20 protein-coding genes are annotated in these 20,932 nt (G+C 71.9%); 14 read left to right on the top strand and 6 right to left on the bottom strand.

Annotated elements, in window-relative coordinates; genetic code table 11:
* The first annotated feature begins 456 nt into the window (after positions 1-456).
* The 6 genes from OG490_RS28325 to meaB all read left to right on the top strand — a co-directional run bounded on the left by OG490_RS28325 (position 457) and on the right by meaB (position 8,828).
* The gene (locus tag OG490_RS28325) at positions 457-1,740 is read left to right on the top strand and encodes a transposase (RefSeq protein ID WP_330299091.1); all 1,284 of its coding nucleotides are present in this window, start codon (positions 457-459) and stop codon (positions 1,738-1,740) included.
* Entirely contained in the window at positions 1,695-2,366 is a 672-nt protein-coding gene (locus tag OG490_RS28320; RefSeq protein WP_330301101.1) for a hypothetical protein, read from the top strand. Before OG490_RS28325 ends, OG490_RS28320 begins: the two co-directional genes overlap by 46 nt.
* Positions 2,367-2,388: 22 nt before the next feature.
* Positions 2,389-3,582, top strand: a complete 1,194-nt coding sequence (locus OG490_RS28315; RefSeq protein WP_330299090.1) for a cytochrome P450 family protein — start codon at positions 2,389-2,391, stop codon at positions 3,580-3,582.
* A gap of 196 nt (positions 3,583-3,778) precedes the next feature.
* Positions 3,779-5,638, top strand: coding sequence for a methylmalonyl-CoA mutase family protein (locus tag OG490_RS28310; RefSeq protein WP_330299089.1), 1,860 nt, complete (start codon positions 3,779-3,781; stop codon positions 5,636-5,638).
* Positions 5,635-7,830, top strand: a complete 2,196-nt coding sequence (scpA, locus tag OG490_RS28305; protein WP_330299088.1) for a methylmalonyl-CoA mutase — start codon at positions 5,635-5,637, stop codon at positions 7,828-7,830. Before OG490_RS28310 ends, scpA begins: the two co-directional genes overlap by 4 nt.
* A 5-nt stretch (positions 7,831-7,835) precedes the next feature.
* Positions 7,836-8,828: a methylmalonyl Co-A mutase-associated GTPase MeaB gene (gene meaB / locus OG490_RS28300; RefSeq protein ID WP_330299087.1), complete on the top strand. Its 993-nt coding sequence runs from the start codon at positions 7,836-7,838 to the stop codon at positions 8,826-8,828.
* A 157-nt stretch (positions 8,829-8,985) separates the two neighbouring features.
* On the opposite strand, the gene OG490_RS28295 is transcribed toward meaB, so the two are convergent.
* Positions 8,986-9,987, bottom strand: coding sequence for an asparaginase (locus OG490_RS28295; protein WP_330299086.1), 1,002 nt, complete (start codon positions 9,985-9,987; stop codon positions 8,986-8,988).
* 128 nt (positions 9,988-10,115) lie between these two features.
* Between OG490_RS28295 and OG490_RS28290 the strand changes: the two genes are divergently transcribed.
* A complete protein-coding gene (locus tag OG490_RS28290) occupies positions 10,116-10,571 on the top strand; it encodes an Lrp/AsnC family transcriptional regulator (RefSeq protein WP_330299085.1) in 456 nt (151 codons plus the stop codon).
* A 40-nt stretch (positions 10,572-10,611) separates the two neighbouring features.
* Here the strand turns inward: OG490_RS28290 and OG490_RS28285 are convergent, their stop codons facing one another.
* From OG490_RS28285 to OG490_RS28275, 3 genes are all read right to left on the bottom strand, one after another.
* Complete coding sequence (locus OG490_RS28285; protein WP_330299084.1) at positions 10,612-11,145, bottom strand: hypothetical protein; 534 nt, start codon at positions 11,143-11,145, stop codon at positions 10,612-10,614.
* A gap of 166 nt (positions 11,146-11,311) precedes the next feature.
* Positions 11,312-11,572 carry a DUF2867 domain-containing protein gene (locus tag OG490_RS28280; RefSeq protein ID WP_330299083.1) on the bottom strand — a complete coding sequence of 87 codons (261 nt, stop codon included), beginning with the start codon at positions 11,570-11,572 and terminating at the stop codon, positions 11,312-11,314.
* 216 nt (positions 11,573-11,788) lie between these two features.
* Entirely contained in the window at positions 11,789-12,703 is a 915-nt protein-coding gene (locus OG490_RS28275) for a LysR family transcriptional regulator (protein WP_330299082.1), read from the bottom strand.
* A gap of 228 nt (positions 12,704-12,931) precedes the next feature.
* On the opposite strand from OG490_RS28275, the gene OG490_RS28270 reads away from it, so the two are divergent.
* Positions 12,932-13,915: an EamA family transporter gene (locus OG490_RS28270; protein ID WP_330299081.1), complete on the top strand. Its 984-nt coding sequence runs from the start codon at positions 12,932-12,934 to the stop codon at positions 13,913-13,915.
* A complete protein-coding gene (locus tag OG490_RS28265) occupies positions 13,912-14,748 on the top strand; it encodes an undecaprenyl-diphosphate phosphatase (protein ID WP_330299080.1) in 837 nt (278 codons plus the stop codon). Before OG490_RS28270 ends, OG490_RS28265 begins: the two co-directional genes overlap by 4 nt.
* 57 nt (positions 14,749-14,805) lie before the next feature.
* Here OG490_RS28265 and OG490_RS28260 read toward each other — a convergent pair whose 3' ends face one another.
* Both OG490_RS28260 and OG490_RS28255 read right to left on the bottom strand, forming a co-directional pair.
* Entirely contained in the window at positions 14,806-15,414 is a 609-nt protein-coding gene (locus OG490_RS28260; RefSeq protein WP_330299079.1) for a hypothetical protein, read from the bottom strand.
* A 218-nt stretch (positions 15,415-15,632) separates the two neighbouring features.
* A complete protein-coding gene (locus tag OG490_RS28255) occupies positions 15,633-16,004 on the bottom strand; it encodes a BlaI/MecI/CopY family transcriptional regulator (RefSeq protein ID WP_330299078.1) in 372 nt (123 codons plus the stop codon).
* A 175-nt stretch (positions 16,005-16,179) separates the two neighbouring features.
* On the opposite strand from OG490_RS28255, the gene OG490_RS28250 reads away from it, so the two are divergent.
* From OG490_RS28250 to OG490_RS28230, 5 genes are all read left to right on the top strand, one after another.
* Positions 16,180-16,854 carry a DedA family protein gene (locus OG490_RS28250; RefSeq protein ID WP_330299077.1) on the top strand — a complete coding sequence of 225 codons (675 nt, stop codon included), beginning with the start codon at positions 16,180-16,182 and terminating at the stop codon, positions 16,852-16,854.
* 369 nt (positions 16,855-17,223) lie between these two features.
* Entirely contained in the window at positions 17,224-17,679 is a 456-nt protein-coding gene (locus tag OG490_RS28245; RefSeq protein WP_330299076.1) for a helix-turn-helix domain-containing protein, read from the top strand.
* 284 nt (positions 17,680-17,963) lie between these two features.
* Positions 17,964-18,491, top strand: coding sequence for a regulator component (locus tag OG490_RS28240; RefSeq protein ID WP_330299075.1), 528 nt, complete (start codon positions 17,964-17,966; stop codon positions 18,489-18,491).
* Positions 18,488-19,678, top strand: coding sequence for an MAB_1171c family putative transporter (locus OG490_RS28235; RefSeq protein WP_330299074.1), 1,191 nt, complete (start codon positions 18,488-18,490; stop codon positions 19,676-19,678). The genes OG490_RS28240 and OG490_RS28235 overlap by 4 nt, the downstream gene beginning before the upstream one ends.
* Entirely contained in the window at positions 19,675-20,865 is a 1,191-nt protein-coding gene (locus OG490_RS28230; protein WP_330299073.1) for a cytochrome P450 family protein, read from the top strand. The genes OG490_RS28235 and OG490_RS28230 overlap by 4 nt, the downstream gene beginning before the upstream one ends.
* The last annotated feature ends 67 nt before the right edge of the window (positions 20,866-20,932 follow it).

The raw sequence follows: 20,932 nt of genomic DNA, 5'->3' as shown, positions 1-20,932 counted from the left end.
GCGGTACAGAGGCCGGTGGTGTGGAGCCGCGGGGCGAGGAACTCGATCGCGGTCATGTCCCGGAGACTGCCAGCGCCCCCACTGCCGGTCAACCCCGGCCCAAGGCCCGATCCGGCGGCCCCGGACCACCCGGCGAACCATCTCCGACCTGCCCTTTCACCCTTTCCCGGCGCCCGCGACGCGGCCGAAAACCGTGGCCTGATTTCATGCGGCCGCAACGCACCCGCCACGCCCGGACGGCGGACCGGGCCATGGAACCGACCGACGCGAGTGGCGGGAAATCAGTCAGTCAGAGGATCAACCGCAGCCGTTGAGTCACGTGCAACCGTTGGATCGGTCTGGTTTCCCCGGGTGTTGCGCGGGATGAGGGCGCGTCTCGTGTCCTTGCCAGGGCTGGGCTCGTTGGGTATGCGAGTCCGATGATCGGACAGTAGATCGCGGACGGGGGGTGTGGGTGTGCGTCGGAAGATCGCACTGGGTGAGGGGGAGACCGAGCGGGTGGCGTGCGCGTCCGCGACCGCGTTCCGGGGCCTGGACACCGTCAGTGGTGCGGTGCTGAATGCTGCCGCGCTGGGTGAGCGGGTGGGCTGGCTGACGGCGTTGGTGGAGTCGATGACTGCCGGCATGATCGGCGGGCACTGGAGCCGGACGGAGCTGGCCCTGCTCGCTTCGGGTATAGGGCCGTCGGGTGAGCGGTTGCCGTCGAACGCGTGGATGGCGATGCGGACTCTGGGCTGGACGGCTGTCGTGCCGGAAGGCGTGTATGTGCCCGACCGGGTCCGCAGGGTTGCTGAAGAGCAGGCCGGGCGGGTACTGCGCTCGGCCGAATGGCGAGCGGCGCTTCTGGATGCGGTCCTGGCCACCTGGCCGGTCGGTGTTGACCCGTTGAAGCGCTCCGAGGAGGAGTGGGCGGCGCTGCGAGCCAGCTGTCCACAGGGGGCTGCGGTACCCGCATCCGTCTTCCGTTCCCGCACCCGACAGGTGGTGCGGTTCGCCGCCACGCACCGGCGTCCACCCGCTGGCTTGTGTGAGCTCGAGGATTCGCCGGGTGGGGGCCTTCAGGTGGTGCTGGCCGCCGCCGACAAGCAACTCGCCACCCTGGCCCGCTGTGAGGACGACCCCACCCGCTACGCGGTGCTGACCGTACGGCTTCCGGCACGCCCCGACCCTCGTACCCGTGCCGACTGGCGTCCCGTGCGGATCCGCTTCCGCCTCCCGCCCACCATCGACGCCACGGCAGCCCTGCACGCCCCGACCCTGCGCCTGCGCGCCGGACGACTACGCCTCGATGTCGCCCACACCACTCCTGTACCCACGACCCGCCGCTCCGGGCACAGCCGAGCAGTGGCTTTCGACTACGGACTCAACACCCTCCTCACCGGCGGAACCCTCACCCTGACCGGCGACACCCAGCCAACCGTCCTCACCGACGGCCAGCCGGTCTTCCTCCGTGCGAACGGGGTCCTGGCCAAGGCCGACCGGCTCCGCATCCACGCCGAACACCTGTGGACCAAGGCCGCGCACCTGCAACGCCTCATCGACGGCCGGCACGCCCCGGGCCGGAGTCCGGATTCCCTGACTGTCGCCGAACTCGCGGTACTGCGCGCCGAGCATGCCCGGGTCAGCAGACGTCGTGAACGGCTGAACGGGCAGATCGCCATGGCGGCCGCGCGGTTCATGGTGGATCACGCGTCATCGTCCCCGCCCGCGGCACGTCCAAGTACTGCCCCCGCTGCCTGACCGCCTTCCGCCACCATGCCGCGCCCGACAGCACCCGGCCGGGCTGGAAATGGGCCACCTGCCCCAACCCCCATTGCGGATACAGCGCGGACCGTGACGTCGCCGCCTGGCAGCGCATCGGCGCCCGTGGGCTGCGACACCAGCACCTGACCGTCCTGGACCGAGCGAGCGGCACCTACGTGATCCGCCGCGTGGTTCAGGAGCTGGACCAGCCCGTCCAGCACACCGAGCCCACCCACCCGGACCCGTCCGAGCCCGGACCGCGCCTTGTCGTCGCGGACCGGACGAAGACCGGCCCTACGAGAAACAGCCCTGTGCCCAGGCAGCGACGCAGGGTCCCCGCCCCACCCGGAACACCACCAGCCCTGTCATCGGCGGCAGGCCCGGGTGGAAAGCGTCCGGAGGGGCGGCCGCCCCAGCCACCCACCCACCGCACCCAGCGGCGAGGCGGGCGGCAGGCACCGCACACGATGAGCACCCCCGAACGGCACACGCCACAGGGGGCCAGACTCGGCGCAGGCTTCCACCTGCACACCCACGCCACCCCGCCCAAACAGCGGCCACGGCGAAACCCGAGACTCTTTCCCACCGGGGCAGAACACCCAGCCCCGCCTAGGAAAACCTAAGCTCATCCGAGACACTGGCCCGATGGCTCTAGTCGACCTCAGCTCCCCCGACGGGGAGTTCAACGCGAACCCCTACCCCACCTACGCCGGGCTCCGCGCGGCCGGTCCCGTCCACCAGGTCACGGGCGCGAACGGGCTGCCGCTCTGGCTCGTCGTGGGCTACGAAGAGGCCCGCCAGGCCCTGGGGCACCCGCTGCTGGCCAAGAACCCCAGCGCCTACGCCGAGTTCGACAAGGCTCTGCTCGGGGCGACCAGCACCAACATGCTCGAATCGGACCCGCCCCACCACACCCGGCTGCGCAAGCTGGTCTCCCGGGAGTTCACCCCGCGCCGCGTCGAGGCCCTGCGCCCCCGCGTCCAGCAGGTCACCGACGAGCTCCTCGACGCGATGGAGGCGACTCCCTCCCGGTCCGCCGACCTGATCCAGGCGCTGGCGCTCCCGGTCCCGATGACCGTCATCTGCGAGCTCCTCGGGGTCCCCGACCTCGACCGGGAGCAGTTCCACGACTGGTCCTCCCAGATCGTGTCCGCTCCCATCGGCACCGCCGAGCAGCTCGGTCCGGTGCTCGCGGCGATGACCACCTATCTGGTGGGCCTGCTGGCCGACAAGGCCGAGAAGCCGGGCGAGGACCTGCTCAGCGCGCTGATCCGGACCCGGGACGAGGACGGCGACTCCCTCTCCCCCGACGAGCTCGTCGGCATGGCCTACCTGCTGCTGATCGCGGGGCACGAGACCACTGTCAATCTGATCTCCAACGGGGTACGGGCCCTGCTCGCGCACCCCGAGCAGCTCGCGGACCTGCGCTCCGACTACGACGGCCTGCTCGACGGGGCCGTCGAGGAGATGCTCCGCTACGACGGGCCTGTGGAGAACTCGACCGCCCGCTTCGCCACCGAGGACCTGGTCCTGGGCGGCGTGACCATCGCGGCGGGCTCCCCCGTCCTGGTCTCGCTGGCCTCGGGCGACCGTGACGGGGAGCGGTTCCCGGATCCGGACACCTTCGACATCCGCCGCGCCGCCCAGGGCCACCTGGCCTTCGGGCACGGGATCCACTTCTGCCTCGGCGCGCCGCTGGCCCGGATGGAGGCCCGGATCGCCGTCCGCTCCCTGCTGGAGCGGTTCCCCGACCTGGCCGCGGACCCGGACGCGGGGCCGCCGGAGTGGATCCCGGGCACGCTGGTGCGCGGTGTCACCGAGCTCCCGGTGCGCTGGTAGCCCCGGGGCGTACCGGGCAGATGCCCCGGCAGTACTGAGCAGACGCCCCGGCGGGGGCCCGCGTCCACCCACCGTTCGCACCCCGGGCCCCCGCCCCGGGCCGCTCTTTCGAGATGCCTCGCGTCTCACTTGAGAGGGAGAGATCACATCCGGTGGTTATAGGCGGTCTCAGTGAACGGCCCCTAACATTCGAGCCATGACGGTCCTGCCTGATGACGGGCTCTCCTTGGCCGCCGAATTCCCTGACGCGACGCATGAGCAGTGGCAGCGCCTGGTAGAGGGCGTGCTGCGCAAGTCGGGCAAGGAAGTTTCCGGCGAGGCAGCGGAAGACGCGTTGTCCACGAAGCTCGAGGACGGGCTCACCACCCGCCCGCTGTACACCGCGCCCGAAGCCGCGCCCGACACCGGTTTTCCGGGGTTCGCGCCCTTCGTACGGGGAGGCAGCGCCGCGGGGAATGCCGCCTCGGGCTGGGACGTGCGCCAGCGGATCGCCGGCACCGACCCCGTACGGGTGAACGACGCGGCCCTGGCCGACCTCGAGAACGGCACCACCTCGCTGTGGCTGGCCGTCGGCGACGCGGGCCTGCCCGCCGCCGGGCTCGCCCGCGCGCTGGAGGGGGTCTACCTCGACCTCGCCCCCGTCTCCCTCGACCCCGGGGCCCAATACGCCGAGGCGGCTCGGGCCTTGCTCGCGCTGTACACCGAGCGGGGGGTGGAGCCCGAGGCCGCCCACGCGTCCCTGGGCGCCGACCCGCTGGGCCACGAGGCCCGTACGGGTGAGGCCCTGGACCTCGCGGAAGCCGCCGCACTGGCCGCGGAGACGGCCGCCGCCTGGCCCCACGTACGCACCCTGACCGTCGACGCCCTGCCCTATCACGAGGCGGGCGGCAGCGCCGCCGAGGAGCTGGGGCTCTCGCTGGCCACCGGGGTCGCCTACCTGCGCGCCCTCACCGGGGCGGGTCTGGGCACGGAAGCCGCCCTCGGGCAGCTGGAGTTCCGCTACGCCGCCACCGCCGACCAGTTCCTCACCATCGCCAAGCTGCGCGCCGCGCGCCGCCTGTGGTCCCGCATCGCCGAGGCCTGCGGGGCCCCGCAGGCCGGAGCCCAGCGCCAGCACGCCGTGACCTCGCCCGTGATGATGACCCGCCGCGACCCGTGGGTGAACATGCTGCGCACCACCGTCGCCTGCATGGCGGCGGGCGTGGGCGGCGCGGACTCGGTCACCGTGCTCCCCTTCGACCAGGAGCTGGGCCTGCCCGACGCGTTCGCACGCCGCGTGTCCCGCAACACCTCCACCATCCTGATGGAGGAGTCCCACCTGGCCCGCGTGATCGACCCGGCCGGCGGCTCGTACTACGTCGAGCAGCTCACGGACGAACTCGCGCACGCCGCCTGGGAGTTCTTCCAGACCGTCGAGAAGTCCGGCGGCCAGGCCGCCGCCCTGCGCTCCGGGCTCGTGGCCGAACGCCTCGCCGCCACCTGGGCGGAGCGGTCGAAGAAGCTGGCCAAGCGCCGCGAACCCATCACCGGGGTCAGCGAGTTCCCGCTGCTCTCCGAGAAGCCGGTGGTACGGGAACCGGCTCCGGCCCCGCTCACCGGCGGACTCCCCCGCGTCCGCCGCGACGAGGCGTACGAGGCCCTGCGCGCCCGCAGCGACGCGCACCTGGCGGCCACGGGCAAGCGGCCCACGGTCTTCCTGGCCGCGCTCGGCCCGGCGGCCGCCCACACCGGGCGCGCCACCTTCGCCTCCAACCTCTTCCAGGCGGGCGGCGTCACCCCGGTCCACGACCCGGTGTCGGTGACCCCGGAGACGGCGGCGGCGGCCTACGCCGCGAGCGGCGCGGACGGCATGGCCGTGCTGTGCTCCAGCGACGCGCTGTACGAGGAGCAGGCCGAGGCGGTGGCCGCGGCGCTGCGCTCGGCGGGCGCGACGACCGTGTTCCTCGCGGGCAGGCCCGGCACCGCCTCGGCGGCCGTGGACGAGTACGTCTTCGCCGGCTGCGACGCGGTCGCCGTGCTGTCTTCCGTACTCGACCGGATGGGAGTGTCGTCTTGAGCAGCACAGGGATCCCCGATTTCTCCGAACTCCCGCTGACCGGCGGGGCCCCCGCGGCCGGTTCCGAGGACCAGTGGCGCACGGCCCTGAAGGAGTCCACCGGCTCCGGCGCCGCCGAGCTGCTGTGGGAGACGCCCGAGGGCATCGGCGTACAGCCGCTGTACACGGGCCGGGACCTGGAGGGCCTGGACTTCCTCCACACGTACCCGGGCGTGGCCCCGTACCTGCGCGGCCCGTACCCGACGATGTACGTCAACCAGCCCTGGACGATCCGGCAGTACGCGGGCTTCTCCACGGCCGAGGAGTCCAACGCCTTCTACCGCCGCAACCTCGCCTCCGGCCAGAAGGGCCTGTCGATCGCCTTCGACCTGCCCACGCACCGCGGCTACGACAGCGACCACCCGCGGGTGACCGGCGACGTCGGCATGGCGGGCGTGGCCATCGACTCGATCTACGACATGCGCCAGCTCTTCGACGGCATTCCGCTGGACAAGATGACGGTGTCGATGACGATGAACGGTGCGGTGCTGCCGGTCCTCGCCCTCTACATCGTGGCGGCGGAGGAGCAGGGCGTCTCCCCCGACAAGCTCGCCGGGACCATCCAGAACGACATCCTCAAAGAGTTCATGGTCCGCAACACCTACATCTATCCGCCGAAGCCCTCGATGCGGATCATCTCGGACATCTTCGCCTTCACCTCGCAGAACATGCCGCGGTACAACTCCATCTCGATCTCCGGGTACCACATCCAGGAGGCCGGGGCCACGGCCGACCTGGAGCTCGCGTACACCCTCGCCGACGGCGTGGAGTACCTGCGGGCCGGACAGGCCGTCGGGCTGAACGTGGACGCCTTCGCCCCGCGCCTGTCGTTCTTCTGGGCGATCGGCATGAACTTCTTCATGGAGGTGGCGAAGCTGCGTGCGGCCCGCCTCCTGTGGGCGCGCCTGGTCAAGCAGTTCGACCCGAAGAACGCCAAGTCCCTTTCCCTGCGCACCCATTCGCAGACCTCGGGCTGGTCGCTCACGGCCCAGGACGTCTTCAACAACGTGACGCGCACCTGCATCGAGGCGATGGCGGCCACCCAGGGCCACACCCAGTCCCTGCACACCAACGCCCTCGACGAGGCCCTGGCCCTGCCGACGGACTTCTCGGCGCGCATCGCCCGCAACACCCAGCTGCTCCTCCAGCAGGAGTCGGGCACCTGCCGGACCATCGACCCGTGGGGCGGCAGCGCCTACGTGGAGAAGCTGACCTACGACCTCGCGCGCCGGGCCTGGCAGCACATCCAGGAGGTCGAGGCGGCCGGCGGCATGGCGCAGGCCATCGACGCGGGCATCCCGAAGCTCCGCGTGGAGGAGGCCGCCGCCCGCACGCAGGCCCGTATCGACTCGGGCCGCCAGCCGGTGATCGGCGTCAACAAGTACCGGGTGGCGACCGACGAGCAGATCGACGTCCTGCGGGTCGACAACTCCTCGGTGCGCACCCAGCAGATCGAGAAGCTGCGCCGGCTGCGCGAGGAGCGCGACGAGGCGGTCACCCAGGACACCCTGCGGGCGCTGACGAACGCGGCTTCGCGCGGCGAGGGCAACCTCCTCGCGCTGGCCGTGGACGCGGCGCGCGCGAAGGCGACGGTCGGTGAGATCTCGGACGCACTGGAGAAGGTGTACGGGCGCCACGCGAGCCAGATCCGTACGATCTCGGGTGTGTACCGAACCGAGGCAGGCGAGTCCCCGTCCGTGGAGCGCACCCGCGCGCTCGTCGACCGCTTCGAGGAAGCGGAAGGACGGCGCCCGCGCATCCTCGTCGCCAAGATGGGCCAGGACGGGCACGACCGCGGCCAGAAGGTGATCGCGACCGCCTTCGCCGACCTGGGCTTCGACGTGGACGTCGGCCCGCTGTTCCAGACCCCGGAGGAAGTGGCCCGCCAGGCCGTCGAGGCGGACGTCCACGTGGTGGGCGTCTCCTCGCTGGCGGCCGGCCACCTGACCCTCGTACCGGCACTGCGCGAGCAGCTGGCGGTGGAGGGCCGCGAGGACATCATGATCGTGGTGGGCGGGGTCATCCCGCCGGCGGACGTCCCCACTCTGCTGGAGATGGGCGCGGCGGCGGTCTTCCTGCCCGGCACGGTCATCCCGGACGCGGCGCACGACCTGGTGACGCGGCTGGCCGCGGATCTGGGCCACGAGCTGTAGCCGCCGTGGCCAGGATCGACATCGAGACCTACGTCAAGGGTGTCCTCGACGGGAAGCGTGCGTTCATCGCCCGCGCGATCACCCTCGTCGAGTCCACCCTGCCCGCCCACCGGCCCCTGGCCCAGCAGCTGTTGACGGAGCTCCTGCCGCACTCGGGGCGGGCGCGCCGGATCGGCATCAGCGGGGTCCCGGGGGTGGGCAAGTCCACCTTCATCGACGCCTTCGGCACGATGCTGACGGGGCTGGGCCACCGGGTGGCGGTCCTGGCCGTGGACCCCTCGTCCACCCGTACGGGCGGCTCCATCCTGGGCGACAAGACCCGGATGGAGCGCCTGTCGGTGGATCCGGCGGCCTTCGTCCGCCCCTCCCCCTCGGCCGGGACCCTGGGCGGCGTGGCCAAGGCCACCCGGGAATCGATGATCGTGATGGAGGCGGCGGGCTACGACGTGGTCCTCGTCGAAACGGTCGGCGTCGGCCAGTCGGAGACCACGGTCGCCGGCATGGTCGACTCCTTCCTCCTGCTCTCCCTGGCCCGTACGGGCGACCAGCTCCAGGGCATCAAGAAGGGCGTCCTGGAGCTCGCCGACGTGCTCGCCGTCAACAAGGCGGACGGCCCGCACGAACGCGACGCGAAGTCGGCGGCCCGCGAGCTGTCGAGCGCGCTGCGCCTGATGCACCCGGCCGACGCGGCCTGGACCCCACCGGTCCTGACGTGCAGCGCACGGGAGTCGACGGGCCTGGACGAGGTGTGGAACCGCCTGGAACAGCACCGCCGGCTCCTGGAGTCGGGCGGCCGCCTCACGGCGAAGCGCGCGGCCCAGCAGGTGGAGTGGACCTGGTCGATGGTCCGCGACGAACTCCTGGAGCGCCTGCGCTCCAGCCCGGCGGTACGGGACCTGGCCCCCACCCTGGAATCAGCCGTCCGCGCGGGCACCCTGACCCCCACCCTCGCCGCGGACCACCTCCTGGCAGCCTTCTCGGACGAACCGAACGCCTGAGCCTGCCCGCACCAAATCCAGCCCCGCCGGGCACATTCCAGCCTCGCCGGCGTTTGAGGCGCGGGGTCCGGGGCGGAGCCCCGGGGAACGGTGGAAGGGCGGGTAGGGGACGGCCCCGCGCAGCGGCCCACCCCCAGCCCCGACCTCAGCCCCAACCTCAGGCGGAGACGAGCACCGGCCCACCCGCGGCCAACGCCTGCCGCAGCACCCGCACCCGCGCCTCCGGAGCATCGGCGGCCAGCAGAGCGGCAAGCACAGCGATCCGCGCCTGAGGCGCCCGCAGCGTCCCCGTAGGAACCGCCCCGGCCGCCACCAGATCCACCGCACCACCGTGCGTGTAGATCTCGGTCACCGGCCCGGCGGCGACCCGCGTGGTCAGAGCCACCAGTACGCCCGCCGCGATCGCCGCCTTGACCGCTTCCACGATCTCCGGCGTCGCGTTGCCGGCCCCGGTGCCGACCAGCACGATGCCCTGCGCCCCCGCCGCCACCGCGGCGTTGAGCAGCACCGGGTCGCCGTTCGTGTGGTGCATGACCATGTCGACCCGCGGCGGAACCTCGGGCATGCCGGGCAGTGCCAGCGGCTCGGGGCGGACCGGGGTGCGGAGCACGGTGACCTTGCCGAAGCCGACCTTGCCCATCAGTTCCTTGGAGGGGTCGGCGAACGCGTCCAGCGCCACCGCCTGCGCCTTCACGGTTCCCCGGGCCGCGTGGACCCGCCCGGCGAACGTGATCAGGACGCCGAGGCCGCGCGTGGTCGCGGCGGTCAGCAGGGCGTCGTAGAGATTGCCGGGGCCGTCCCCGTCCGCCGCGCCCATGGGGCGCTGGGATCCGGTGAAGACGACGGAGCGCGCGTCGTGGTGGTGCAGGTCGACGAGGAACGCCGACTCCTCCAGGGTGTCGGTGCCGTGGGTGACCACGATGCCCTCCACCCCGGGGTCGGCGAGCACCTCGTGCACGGTGCGCAGCAGGGTGAGCTGGTGGGCGGTGGTCAGCCGGGGGCTGTTGACGCTGAACAGGTCGACGACTTCGACGCTCACGCCTTCGGGCAGCGGCGCGGTCGCCATGACCTCGGCCCCGTCGGCGTCGGCCGCGAAACCGGAGCCCTGCCAGCGGCTGGCTATCGTCCCGCCGGTACTGATGACGACGATGCGTCCCACGTCGGCCGCCCTTCCCTCGAGCACAGCTCGTACATATTTTCGGCAAAACGCAATAGTAGGCCGATCTACGCGCAACGCGATTGCTACTTTGACCCCTCCCGTAACACTGGCTAGGTGATAATTGCGCAATGGATGCCATCGACCGAGATATCTTGCGCGAGCTCCAGGCCGACGGCCGGCTCAGCAACCAGGAGCTGGCCCAGCGCGTGGGCCTGACCCCCTCCCCCTGCATGCGCCGGGTCCGCCAGCTCGAACAGGACGGGGTCATCCAGGGCTACCGCGCGATGATCGCCCCCGAGGCGGTGGGCCGCGGCTTCGAGGTGCTGGTCTCCGTCGAGGTCCGCCGCGACCGCGAGGCCGTGGAGGCCTTCGAAGCGGCCCTCCAGGACATCCCCGACGTGATCGAGGCCTACCGCCTCTTCGGCAGCCCCGGCTGCCTCCTGCGCATCGCGGTCGCGGACCTGCGCGCGTACGAGCGCCTGTGGATCGAGAAGCTGACCGCGCTCTCGGGCGTCACCGAGGTCAACTCACAGATCGTCATGAAGCGGATCAAGCCCCACACCGGCCTCCCGGTGGACGGCTGAACCGGACCCCGATGTGACGTGGCGCCGCAGGACTTTGCGCTCAGTGGTGCTCGAGCACGCGCTCCGACCGGGGAGCAGCGGCCGTCCGGCGCCGGTGGTACGCGATCGCTGTGACCGCCAGGAGCGGGGCCCAGGCCAGCAGCGGGGCGTAGCAGGCGACGAGGAGGGCGTCCTGGGTCGCGGAGGTCGTGAGGCTGCCCGAAGTCAGGCTGTGCGTCTGGACGATGCCGATCACGATGCTCAGGAGGAAGAGCAGGGCCGCACCCACCAGTGCCGGTATCACCGCCGCGAGCGGGCGCACCGGGCGGCCGCCGATCAGCGGGATCCACCGCGGCACGACCTCGCCCCACGGCTGCACCAGACCGAGCGTCAGCAGGGCGAGCCCCTCGGAGACCGCTGTGAGGGTCAGGACGTACAGCACGCCCCAGCCGGTACGCACGGGATCCGAGGCCACCGGGAGCCCGGCGACCAGGGCGATCCGCCACAACCCTGAAGGCAGGGTGACCAGCGGTACGGCGTAGGCGGTGAGGGCGGCCCAGCGCGGCACATCGGGTACTGCGTTCCTTCTCAGCATGTGATCCATTTTCATCACGGGGCCGTCGCCGGACCTCAACCCACGGGGCCATCCGTCTCCCCCGTACGGGGGAGACGGATGCGTCGCCGTTGTCACGGCCCTCGGCGCTGAGGCCTTCCCCCAACAGAAGAGCCCGGCAGCCGTCGTGGTCTTCCAGTCCGCCCGCTCATCGTTTCGGTTCCGGCGACTCGGCCCAGGCCCGGGATTCGAACGGCGCGGAGATGAGGGCCGGCATGATCCGTATGTGGAACGGCTTGACCAGCGCGAAGTAGGCGCGCCCGACCCGGTCGGAGAATTGGACCTGTGTGGTGAAGCTGCCGCACTGCCGCACCGGGTCCACCTCGAACAACGACCGGAACACGAAGTGCTTGTCGGTATTGCCGCAGCCCACCACATCCGGCGACACGGATGCGATGACAGGCTCCACGACCGCCACCTGCTCCCATGCAACATGGTTCGTCCTGACATGAACGCGGTTCCACGGATGCTGCGATCGAACCGGCTGGCGCTGCCGTCCTCGGCCACTTCGAGCCGGTCGATCATCAGAATCGGCGGCCGGTGCACCGCGTCGGCGAATGGATCGTCACCCGGGGCGCCGACGGGGTCTTGGGGTCGCCGCAGGCTCCTCCGCGTGCGCCCGCGTTCATTCCTCTTCGAGGCCCAGCAGCTCCAGGAAGGCCGCGGCCGCCGGGGTGAGGCCCTCCCGGCCCCAGATCACGTACTCGGCGCGGGACGGCGCGTCCGTGACCTCGATGGTGACCATCCCGGCCAGGCCCGCCACGTAGCCGGGCGGGAGCAGGGCCACGCCCAGGCCCGCACCGACCAGACGGGCCAGGTAGTCCGCGTTGGTCACCTCGAAGGCGACCTCGCGGGTGAGGCCCGCGGCGGCGAAGGCCAGATCGGACTGGGCCCGGCCGGCCGTCTTCGCCGGGAGGTCCACGAACACCTCCGAGGACAGCCGGCGCAGGTCCACCGAGGTCTCTCCGGCGAGCGGGTGGTCCGGGGAGACCACCGCGACCAGCCGCTCGCGGCCCAGCTCCCGGGCATTGACTCCCTTGGGGCGCGCCGTGACCGGGACGCCGAGGAAGGCCACCTCGATCTCGCCCCGCCCGACCTGCTCGACGAGCTCGTCGCTCGCTCCCACGCCGAGGCTGATCCGGGCCTTCGGATGGCGCTGGTTGAACTCCCTGAGGACGGCGGGGACGTCCACGGCCGCGACGGTGGGGATCAGCCCCACCGCGAGGCGTCCGCGCACCTCCCCGACGGCCGCCGCGACCTCGGCGGCGGCCCGCTCCGCCGCGTCCAGGCACTGGCGGGCGGCGGGCAGGAAGGCCGCGCCCGCCGCGGTCAACCGGACCCGGCGGCTGGTGCGTTCGAAGAGCCTGGCACCCAGTTCCTTCTCGAGGCGCGCGATCTGGTGGCTGAGCGCGGACTGGACCACCAGGCAGCGCTGGGCAGCCCTGGTGAAGCTGTTCGTCTCGGCCACGGCGATCACGTACCGCATCTGCTGGAGCTCCACGGATCCATCGTGATACGAGATGCATCGCGTGACAAGCATGTGTTGGACTCATGGATGCCCCCGGCCCGACACTGGTCACGACCGCACGCCGCAGGAACGCCCTCGGGCCGACCGCGCCGACCGCGCCGGGCGGGCCCTCGACCGGGGCCCCTCCGGCACGACCAGCAGCCACTCCCGCGCGGCCCCTCCCCACCACCACCCGCACCTGGGCGCACCTCGCCGAGGCACGTCTGCGCGCGCCCTCTCGCCCGCGAGATTCGAGGCAGGATGAAGAACAGACAGAACGCACTCACTGCGGCCCTGACCGGCCTGTCTCCGGCGGTCTGGGGCAGCACCTACCTGGTCACCACCGAACTGCTGCCCCCGGACCGGCCGCTCCTGGCGACCACCGTACGGGCCCTGCCCGGCGGCCTGTTCCTGCTGGCCCTCGGCCGGAAGCTTCCCGTCGGCATCTGGTGGTGGCGCGCGCTGGTGCTGGGCGTTTTGAACATCGGCGCCTTCAACTTCCTGCTCTTCGTCGCGGCCTACCGGCTGCCGGGCGGCATCGCCGGCGTGATCCTGTCGGCCCAGCCCATGGCGGTCGTCGTCCTCGCCGCCCTCCTCGTGGGCGAGAGGATCAGACCCGTGCACGCCCTGGCCTGCGCGATGGGCACCGGGGGCGTGGTGCTGCTCGTCTTCAAGGGCACGGCGTCGCTCGACACCGTCGGAGTCCTCGCCGCGGTGGGCGGGGCCCTGTGCATGGCCTCGGGCATCACGCTGACCAAGCGGTGGGGCCGGCCGGAGGGCGTCAGCCTGCTCACGTCCACCGGGTGGCAGCTCACGGCGGGCGGTCTGGTCCTGCTGCCGTTCTGGCTGTCGCTGGAGGACCTTCCCGACGCTCTCACCGGCTCCAACGCCATCGGGTTCGCCTACCTCATCACCCTCGGCTCTGTCCTGAGCTACATCGTCTGGTTCCGGGGCATCGAACGCCTGCCGGCCGTGGCGGTCTCCTTCCTCGCGCTGGGCAGCCCGGTCGTGGCGACCCTGCTGGGCTACCTCGTCAAGGACCAGACGCTGTCCGCCCTCCAGATCGTGGGCATGGCGGTCATCCTCCTGGCGGTCGTGCTCGGCCAGCCGAAGCCGCCCGGACCGAAGTCCCCTGCCCGATGTTGGTCGCTCCGCACCCGTCCTCTACAGTCACCTCGGGGTCTACATACATGTAGACGTGTGGGATCCACCCCACCGAACCAACCTCAGGGACGGACCAATTGAGCACCATCGGCATCGGACAGGCGGCGATCCTCGGCGTCGTCGAAGGAGTCACCGAATTCCTGCCGGTCTCCTCCACCGGCCACCTGAAGATCACCGAAGGCCTGATGGGCATCCCGGTGGACGACAAGGCCGTCGTCGCCTTCACCGCCGTCATCCAGGTCGGAGCCATCGCCGCGGTCCTGGTGTACTTCTTCAAGGACATCGTGCGGATCGTGAGCGCGTGGGGGCGCGGTCTGGTCGACCGCGAGGAGCGGTACCACCACGACTACAAGTTCGCCTGGTGGGTCATCTACGCCACCATCCCCATCGTGGTCGTCGGGCTCGCCGCCAAACCGCTCATCGAGAGCACCCTGGCCTCCCTGTGGGTGGTGGCCGGCTCCCTCATCGTCGGCAGCGGCCTCATGTGGGCCGCCGACCAGATCGGCCGCCACAAGCGCGGCGAGGACGACACCACCTTCAAGGACGCGATGCTGGTGGGCTGTTCCCAGATCCTCGCCCTCCTCTTCCCCGGCTTCTCGCGCTCCGGCGCCACGATGGCGACCGGCCTCCTCCTCGACCTCGAACGGGTCGCCGCCACCCGCCTCTCCTTCTTCCTCGGCATCCCGGCCCTGACCGGCGCGGGCCTGTACGAGCTCAAGGACGCGGTGGGCGCCGGAGTGGACGCCCTCCCCCTGGCCGTCGGCACGCTGGTCTCCTTCGCGGTCGCCTACGCCTCGATCGCCTGGCTCCTCAAGTTCGTCGCGAAGCACTCCTTCAACGCCTTCGTCATCTACCGCATCGTGGTGGGCCTCCTGCTCTTCGGCCTCCTCGGAGCCGGAGTCCTCACCGCCTGACGGCGGGCCCGGGCCAGGCCGTCTCTTCCGGATCTTGTCGGTCAGGTCCGCGTCGCCCTAGTCCTCGCGCCGTACGAGGCGGAAGGCGCGGGGGCCAGGCGGTGCCTGGCCTGGGCGTCGCGGCCGGTAGCCGGACGGTACGAAGTTCTTCGGCTTCCGGGGCCGCGCCCGCCGCGCCGCCTCCACCAGGGCGGCCAGGGCCGGGTGGGTCTGTGACAGCCGGCGGAAGCCCCGGGCGGGGAAGCCCGCCACCGCCACGGCCTGCGGCCACGTCGCTCCCCGGCTGAGTGCCAGTACCGCGACCCGGACCATCGCGGGTGTGGGCGTGGCGGCGGGGCCGGCGGCGAGCCCGTGGGCCTCGGCCAGGGCCTCGGCTGATCGCAGGGCGGCCGCGAAGGCCGGGTCCTTCGCCAGCCAGTTCCGCAGCACCCGCTCCGGCACGTCGGCCCATACCGCGGCGGCGTCCAGGGCGAGGCCCTGCGCCGTGGCCTGGAGGACCTCGGCCATCCGCGCCAGCGTCTCGTCGCGCTCGCGCGGCAGTCCGCCCAGCGCATCCTTCAGCGCCGGCTCGACCTCGTCCCGGGCGCCGAGCAGCTCCACCACCCGGTCGGCCCGGGCAGGGCTGTCCCCCGCGTCCGAAGTCTCGTTCCTCTGCTGCTCGTACACGGCAGCTCCCCCCCCTGCCCGGTGCGTGCGGGGGCCTGGAAGACGGCCGTGACCGGTGCCAGTAAAGGCTCCGGACGATCGCTCGGGGCACGGTCGGGTCCTGGTGGAAGCCGAAGCGAGGCCGAAGGAGGGGCCGGCCGGACGTCAGTCGGCCGGGTGCTCGCCCTGGGCGACTTCGACCCCCCGGTGCAGCCGGAGGGGGACGATCAGCAGCGCGATCACTGCCCGCTTCCCTCCAGCAGCCGCCTGAGCTCCGCCTCGTCGTCGGAGCTGAGCCCTTCGACGAACCGGGCCAGCACCACACTGCGGTCGCCGTCCTGGTCGAGCTCGCGGTGCATCCGGCGTGCGGTGAGACCGTGCGCGTCCTCCACCGGGAAGTACAGGAAGCCCCGCCCGCCCGGACTGCGGTCGATGGCGCCCTTCTCGTGCAGCCGGGCGAGCAGTGTCGCCACCGTGGTCCGTGCCAGCGATTGCGGTATCGCCTCCCTGACCTGCGCCGCCGACTGCGGTTCCCCCGCGGCCCACAGCGCCGCCAGGACGCTGGCCTCCAGCTCGCCCGCCGGACGGCGTTCGCTCGCGCTGTCGGTCATGAAACCTCCCTCTCGCACAGGTCGTCTACAGTGAGGTAGACGGACTACTGTCCTGTAGACACCGGGTGGGCGGACCGCACCCCCGAGGCGGTCCGGCACCCTCTTGCCCGCAGCGGTGAGCCCCGACCAGCGGCGAGCCCCACCCCCCGCCACCATTATCGATGGGACCGTACGGATGTTCCTCACCCAGCTCGCCGCAGCGCCGCCGGTGCACCTCGCCGTGAACCTGCTCGACGCCCAGTCCCTGCTCGCCGCGTTCGGAACGTTCGGCATCGCGGTCATCCTGTTCGCCGAGACCGGCCTGCTCCTCGGGTTCTTCCTGCCGGGGGACTCGCTGCTGTTCACCGCCGGCCTGCTGTGCGCGGGCTCGGCCGCGTCCCCCGGACACCTGTCACTGCCCTGGGTGCTGCTCGCCGCCGCGACCGGCGCCCTGGCCGGTGCGCAGACGGGCTACCTCCTGGGCCGCAAGGCCGGGCCGGCGTTCCTGACCCGGACGAAGTCCCGCAAGATCAGCGAGGGCGCCGAGCGGGCGGCGGAGATCCTGGAGCGCTACGGGTACGCGAAGGCGATCGTCCTGGCACGGTTCCTGCCCATCGTGCGGACGGTACTGAACCCCCTCGCCGGGATCCTGACCGTTCCGGCCCGCACCTTCGCCCTCTGGCAGGTCCTGGGCGGCCTCCTGTGGACCGTCGGCCTGGTCCTGGCCGGCTACGCGCTCGGAGCGTCCGTACCGAACGTGGACCGCTACCTCCTGCCGATCATCGCCGTCATCGTCGCCCTGTCCCTCATTCCCGTCGGCCTGGAGCTGCTGCGCTCCCGCCGTACGGGCCGGGCCGGCACCAGCGCCTGAATCCGGCCGCTCTCCGCGGGCCGCACCACTCCCGCGGGCCCGCGCGGGGCCGCGGGGGGCCGCGGGGGGCCGCGGGGGGCCGCGCCACACCTCGTAGGCCGAAGGAAGCCGCGCCGGCCGGGGCGAACCCGTCCGACGCGGCCACGGCGCTCCGGGTCGCCGGTCGAGCTCACCCCCGTGAAGCTCAACCCGACCCGACAGATCCCGCCACCACCACACCCTCGACACTTCAGTGGCGACGAAGCATTGGTAACGTACACCAGAGTGACTGCCCGGCGTCAACCAAAGTGTTGCCGGGGCCAGCCCGACGGGCTTCGAGAAACACTGTGGTGGGCAAAGACTCGGCATCACGCCAAGGAGGTTGTGTACGTGGAGGATGACCAGGCGCCCACCTTCGCCCAACTCCTGGACCACCTCTTCCGCGAGGTGCACCCCCCTTCCCGCGGGCCGTACACGTACGCGGAGGTCGCCGAGGGCATCCTCAAGGCCGCGACCGGAGAAGGGCGCGGGGTGACGGCGAGCGCCATCCAGCAACTGCGCACGGGCGCCAAGCGGAACCCGACGCGACACACCATCAAGGCCCTGGCCGACTTCTTCGGCGTCCCCGCGGGCTACTTCGTCGACAGCGCGGCGGCCGAACGCACCAAGGCGGAGATCGGCCTCCTCGCCGCCATGCGCGACCAGGACGTCCGCAAGGTGGCCCTGCGCGCCAACGGCCTGAGCGTCGACAGCCTGAAGATGCTGTCCACCGTCATCGAACAGGCCCGCAAGCTCGAAGGGCTCACCACCGACGGCCCCGCGCAGGACCTCGACCTGGACGACTGACCCGCCCACCGGTCGGCGGTCGCACAGCCCCCTCCCCGACACCGCACCCCCTGCTCCGGCTCATCGGCAGGGGGCGCCGCGCGTTCCCCGGCACCGGCCCGGCGTCCCCGCCGCAGGACCAGCCGCACGACCGGCCGCACGACCAGTCGTACGCCCCTGCCGCAACAACACCCCGCCCTCGGATCGGAGTCGCGAACATGTCAGCATTGGGGCGCGCGTAGCAGGCTTCCGGGGAGAGGTCCGCCCCGGCCGACCACCCCCGCCCGGCGTCACAGAGTGAGGACATGGACCTTGAGCAGCTTCGCGCCACGTGTGAGGCGCGCGTCGAGGCACTTCAACTCCCGCACCGCTTCAGCACCCGCGACCTCCGCGACGCCGTGGCCGAACAGCGCGGACGCCCCATCATCCTGCGCCCCCTGAGCACCCTGGGCGCGATGGACGCACCGTGCGGAATCCGCCTGGAGACCCCGGACGCCGACCTGTTGTTCTACGAGGAGGCCACCTCCCCCCTCCACCAGAACCACATCCTGGCCCACGAGATCAGCCACATCATCTGCGACCACCCCGGCAGCCTGGAGCTCGACCAGGACACCCTGCGCGCGATCGGGTTCAACCCCACCCTCGTCCAGCGCATGTCGGGCCGCACCAGCTACACCAGCGAGGACGAACGCGAGGCCGAGGTGATGGCCAGCGTGATCCGACAACTCATGTACCGGGGACGCGAAGGCCCGTCGAGCCGGCCCGCCAGCGGCGCCGAGAGCTGGGACGCGTTGTTCGCCAAGCCACACAGGAAGAAGCGCCACCGGAAATGATCAACATCCTCTTCACGGGCATGGCCGTCGTGCTGCTGTGCTTCGCCGCCTACTGGGTGCGCGGACGCGGCGGACACCGTCCCACGGGCAGTTGGGCGATGGCGGCGCTCCTGACCTCGTTCGCCCTGGCCTTCGCCTCGTACGCCCCCGCCGTGGAGCACGCGGTCGAATCGGTGGTCCCCCACGTCGCCCGGCTCCTCAGCAACGCCTTCACCCTGACGGCGGCCACCTCGGTCCTCGCCTTCCTCTTCCAGCTCAACCTGGACCGCGAACGGGCCCACCGGCAGATCCGGCTGCGCGTCATCGCCCTCGCGATCTCCGTCACCGGCATGACCGCCTTCTTCGCCGCCGAACAAGTCACCGGCCGGAGCCCGGTGTTGTACGCGTGCTACGTGCTCATCTACATCTCCTACCTCGGCTACACGGCCAAGGACTTCCTCCTCCAGACCTGGGCCCAGTCCAAGCGCTCGACCCGCCGCAGTCAGTGCTGGGGCCTGCGCACGACCTCGATCGGCTGCGGTTTCGCCCTCGTCTACTCCGCGTACAAGCTCTTCGCCCTGGTCTCCATCGGCCTCGGCCTCGGGCTCGTGCCCGACAACGCCCGGTGCTCGAGCCCGCTGACCCCCTTCCGCTGCACCTTCAGCGTGACCGCACCGGCCGTCGCCGTCCTCCTCATCACCGTCGGACTCACCCTCCCCGCCCTGCTGTGGCCGCTCAGCCAGCTGCGCCGCCGCCGCTGGGAACGGAACTCCTTCACCGCCCTGGAACCCCTGTGGCGCGAGGTCACCTCCGCGGTCCCCGAGGTCGTGCTCGACCCGGACAGCACCGGGGCCGACACCCACGACCTCGACTTCCACCTGCACCGCCGGGTCATCGAGATCAACGACTGCGTGCTGGCCCTGCGCCGGTACCGCCAGACTTCGGTACGGGACGCCGCGGCCGCCGAAGTGGCCCGCCGGGGCACGGCCGACACCCCCGAGGGCGAAGCCGAAGTCGAAGCGGCCGTCATCGCCGCGGCCGTCCACACGAAGCGCGCCGGACTCCCCGTCGACGGCGACGAGGCCCCGCCCGCCGCCGGCACCCGCTCCCGCAAGGGCGACCTCCCGGCGGAGACGGCCTGGCTGCTGCTGGTCGCGGCGGCCTACGCGCACCAGCCGACCCCCGAGCACGCGGGCGCGGCCTCATGACCGCCCCGCGCCAGGACCCCCTGCGCGACCCCCGCTTCTTCGCCGACCCCTACCCCACCTACGACCGGCTGCGCGAAGGCTGCCCGGTCCAGCGCGTCCCCACCGGCTCCGGCGGACACCACGCGTACCTGGTCACCGGCCACGCCGAGGCCCGCGAGGCGTTCACCGACCCCCGCCTGTCCAAGGACACGGCCCGCTTCTTCGCCGGCCGCCCCTCGAACCGCGACCTGCACCCGGCGATCTCCCGCAACATGCTGGCGAGCGACCCACCCGCGCACACCCGCCAACGACGGGTAGCAACAAGGCTGTTCACAACCACCCGCGTCCACACCCTCCGCCCGTTCATCACCCAAATCGTCGACGACCTCACGTCCACGTGGCGACCGGGCACGGAGATCGACCTGGTGGCGGAGCTGGCGGTCCCCCTGCCGGTCACCGTCGTCTGCGAACTCCTGGGCGTACCCGAACCCGACCGCGCCACCCTGGCCGCCCGCTCCCACGACCTCTTCGACGCGACCGACACGACCCGCGTCGACGCCGCGTCACACCACATCGGCGACTACCTCACCGACCTGATCGACAGGGCCCGCACGACCCCCACCAACGGCCCGCTCCACACCCTCCTCCAGAACTGCGACGAAGAAGGCCTCACCCGCGACGAGACCATCTCCCTGGCCGCCCTCCTCCTGGTCGCCGGGCACGAGACCACCACCCACTTCATCGGCAACGCCGTCCTGGCCCTGCTCCGCCACCCCGAGGCCTTCGACCGCCTGCGCCGCGACCCGTCCCTCATCCCCGGCGCCCTGGACGAACTGCTCCGCTTCGACTCCCCGGTGAGCGTGGCCACCTTCCGCTACAGCACGCAGGACCTGAGCATCGGCGGCACCGACATCCCGGCGGGCCACCCGGTCCTGATCTCCCCCGGCGCCGCCAACCGCGACCCGGCAGCCTTCCCCGACCCGAACGCCCTGAACCTCGACCGCGAAGCCACGGCCCACCTCTCCTTCGGCCACGGTATCCACCGCTGCCCGGGCGCCCCCCTGGCCCGCGCCGAAGCCGAAATCGCCCTGCGCACCCTACTGACCCGCTACCCGAACACCCGCCTGGCCACCCCCGAAACCCCCCCGACCTGGCGCCAAACCCGCCTCACCCGAGGCCTGTCGGCCCTCCCGCTCACCCTGGCCTGACCCACCCGGCCACAGCGCCCGCCGGACCGGCGGGTGGACCGGGAGCACGCCTGCCGCCGCACCCAGC

The organism is Streptomyces sp. NBC_00503 (assembly GCF_036346895.1).
Classification (GTDB): Bacteria; Actinomycetota; Actinomycetes; order Streptomycetales; family Streptomycetaceae; genus Streptomyces.
Note: the sequence above shows the minus strand (reverse complement) of the source record. Positions and strands in the feature narration are given on the sequence as shown.

Coding starts and splice junctions, on each gene's coding strand:
- OG490_RS28315 (WP_330299090.1), top strand. CDS start 2,389: ATGGCTCTAGTCGACCTCAGCTCCCCCGACGGGGAGTTCAACGCGAAC.
- OG490_RS28310 (WP_330299089.1), top strand. CDS start 3,779: ATGACGGTCCTGCCTGATGACGGGCTCTCCTTGGCCGCCGAATTCCCT.
- OG490_RS28290 (WP_330299085.1), top strand. CDS start 10,116: ATGGATGCCATCGACCGAGATATCTTGCGCGAGCTCCAGGCCGACGGC.
- OG490_RS28285 (WP_330299084.1), bottom strand. CDS start 11,145: ATGCTGAGAAGGAACGCAGTACCCGATGTGCCGCGCTGGGCCGCCCTC.
- OG490_RS28275 (WP_330299082.1), bottom strand. CDS start 12,703: ATGCTTGTCACGCGATGCATCTCGTATCACGATGGATCCGTGGAGCTC.
- OG490_RS28270 (WP_330299081.1), top strand. CDS start 12,932: ATGAAGAACAGACAGAACGCACTCACTGCGGCCCTGACCGGCCTGTCT.
- OG490_RS28255 (WP_330299078.1), bottom strand. CDS start 16,004: ATGACCGACAGCGCGAGCGAACGCCGTCCGGCGGGCGAGCTGGAGGCC.
- OG490_RS28250 (WP_330299077.1), top strand. CDS start 16,180: ATGTTCCTCACCCAGCTCGCCGCAGCGCCGCCGGTGCACCTCGCCGTG.
- OG490_RS28240 (WP_330299075.1), top strand. CDS start 17,964: ATGGACCTTGAGCAGCTTCGCGCCACGTGTGAGGCGCGCGTCGAGGCA.
- OG490_RS28235 (WP_330299074.1), top strand. CDS start 18,488: ATGATCAACATCCTCTTCACGGGCATGGCCGTCGTGCTGCTGTGCTTC.
- OG490_RS28230 (WP_330299073.1), top strand. CDS start 19,675: ATGACCGCCCCGCGCCAGGACCCCCTGCGCGACCCCCGCTTCTTCGCC.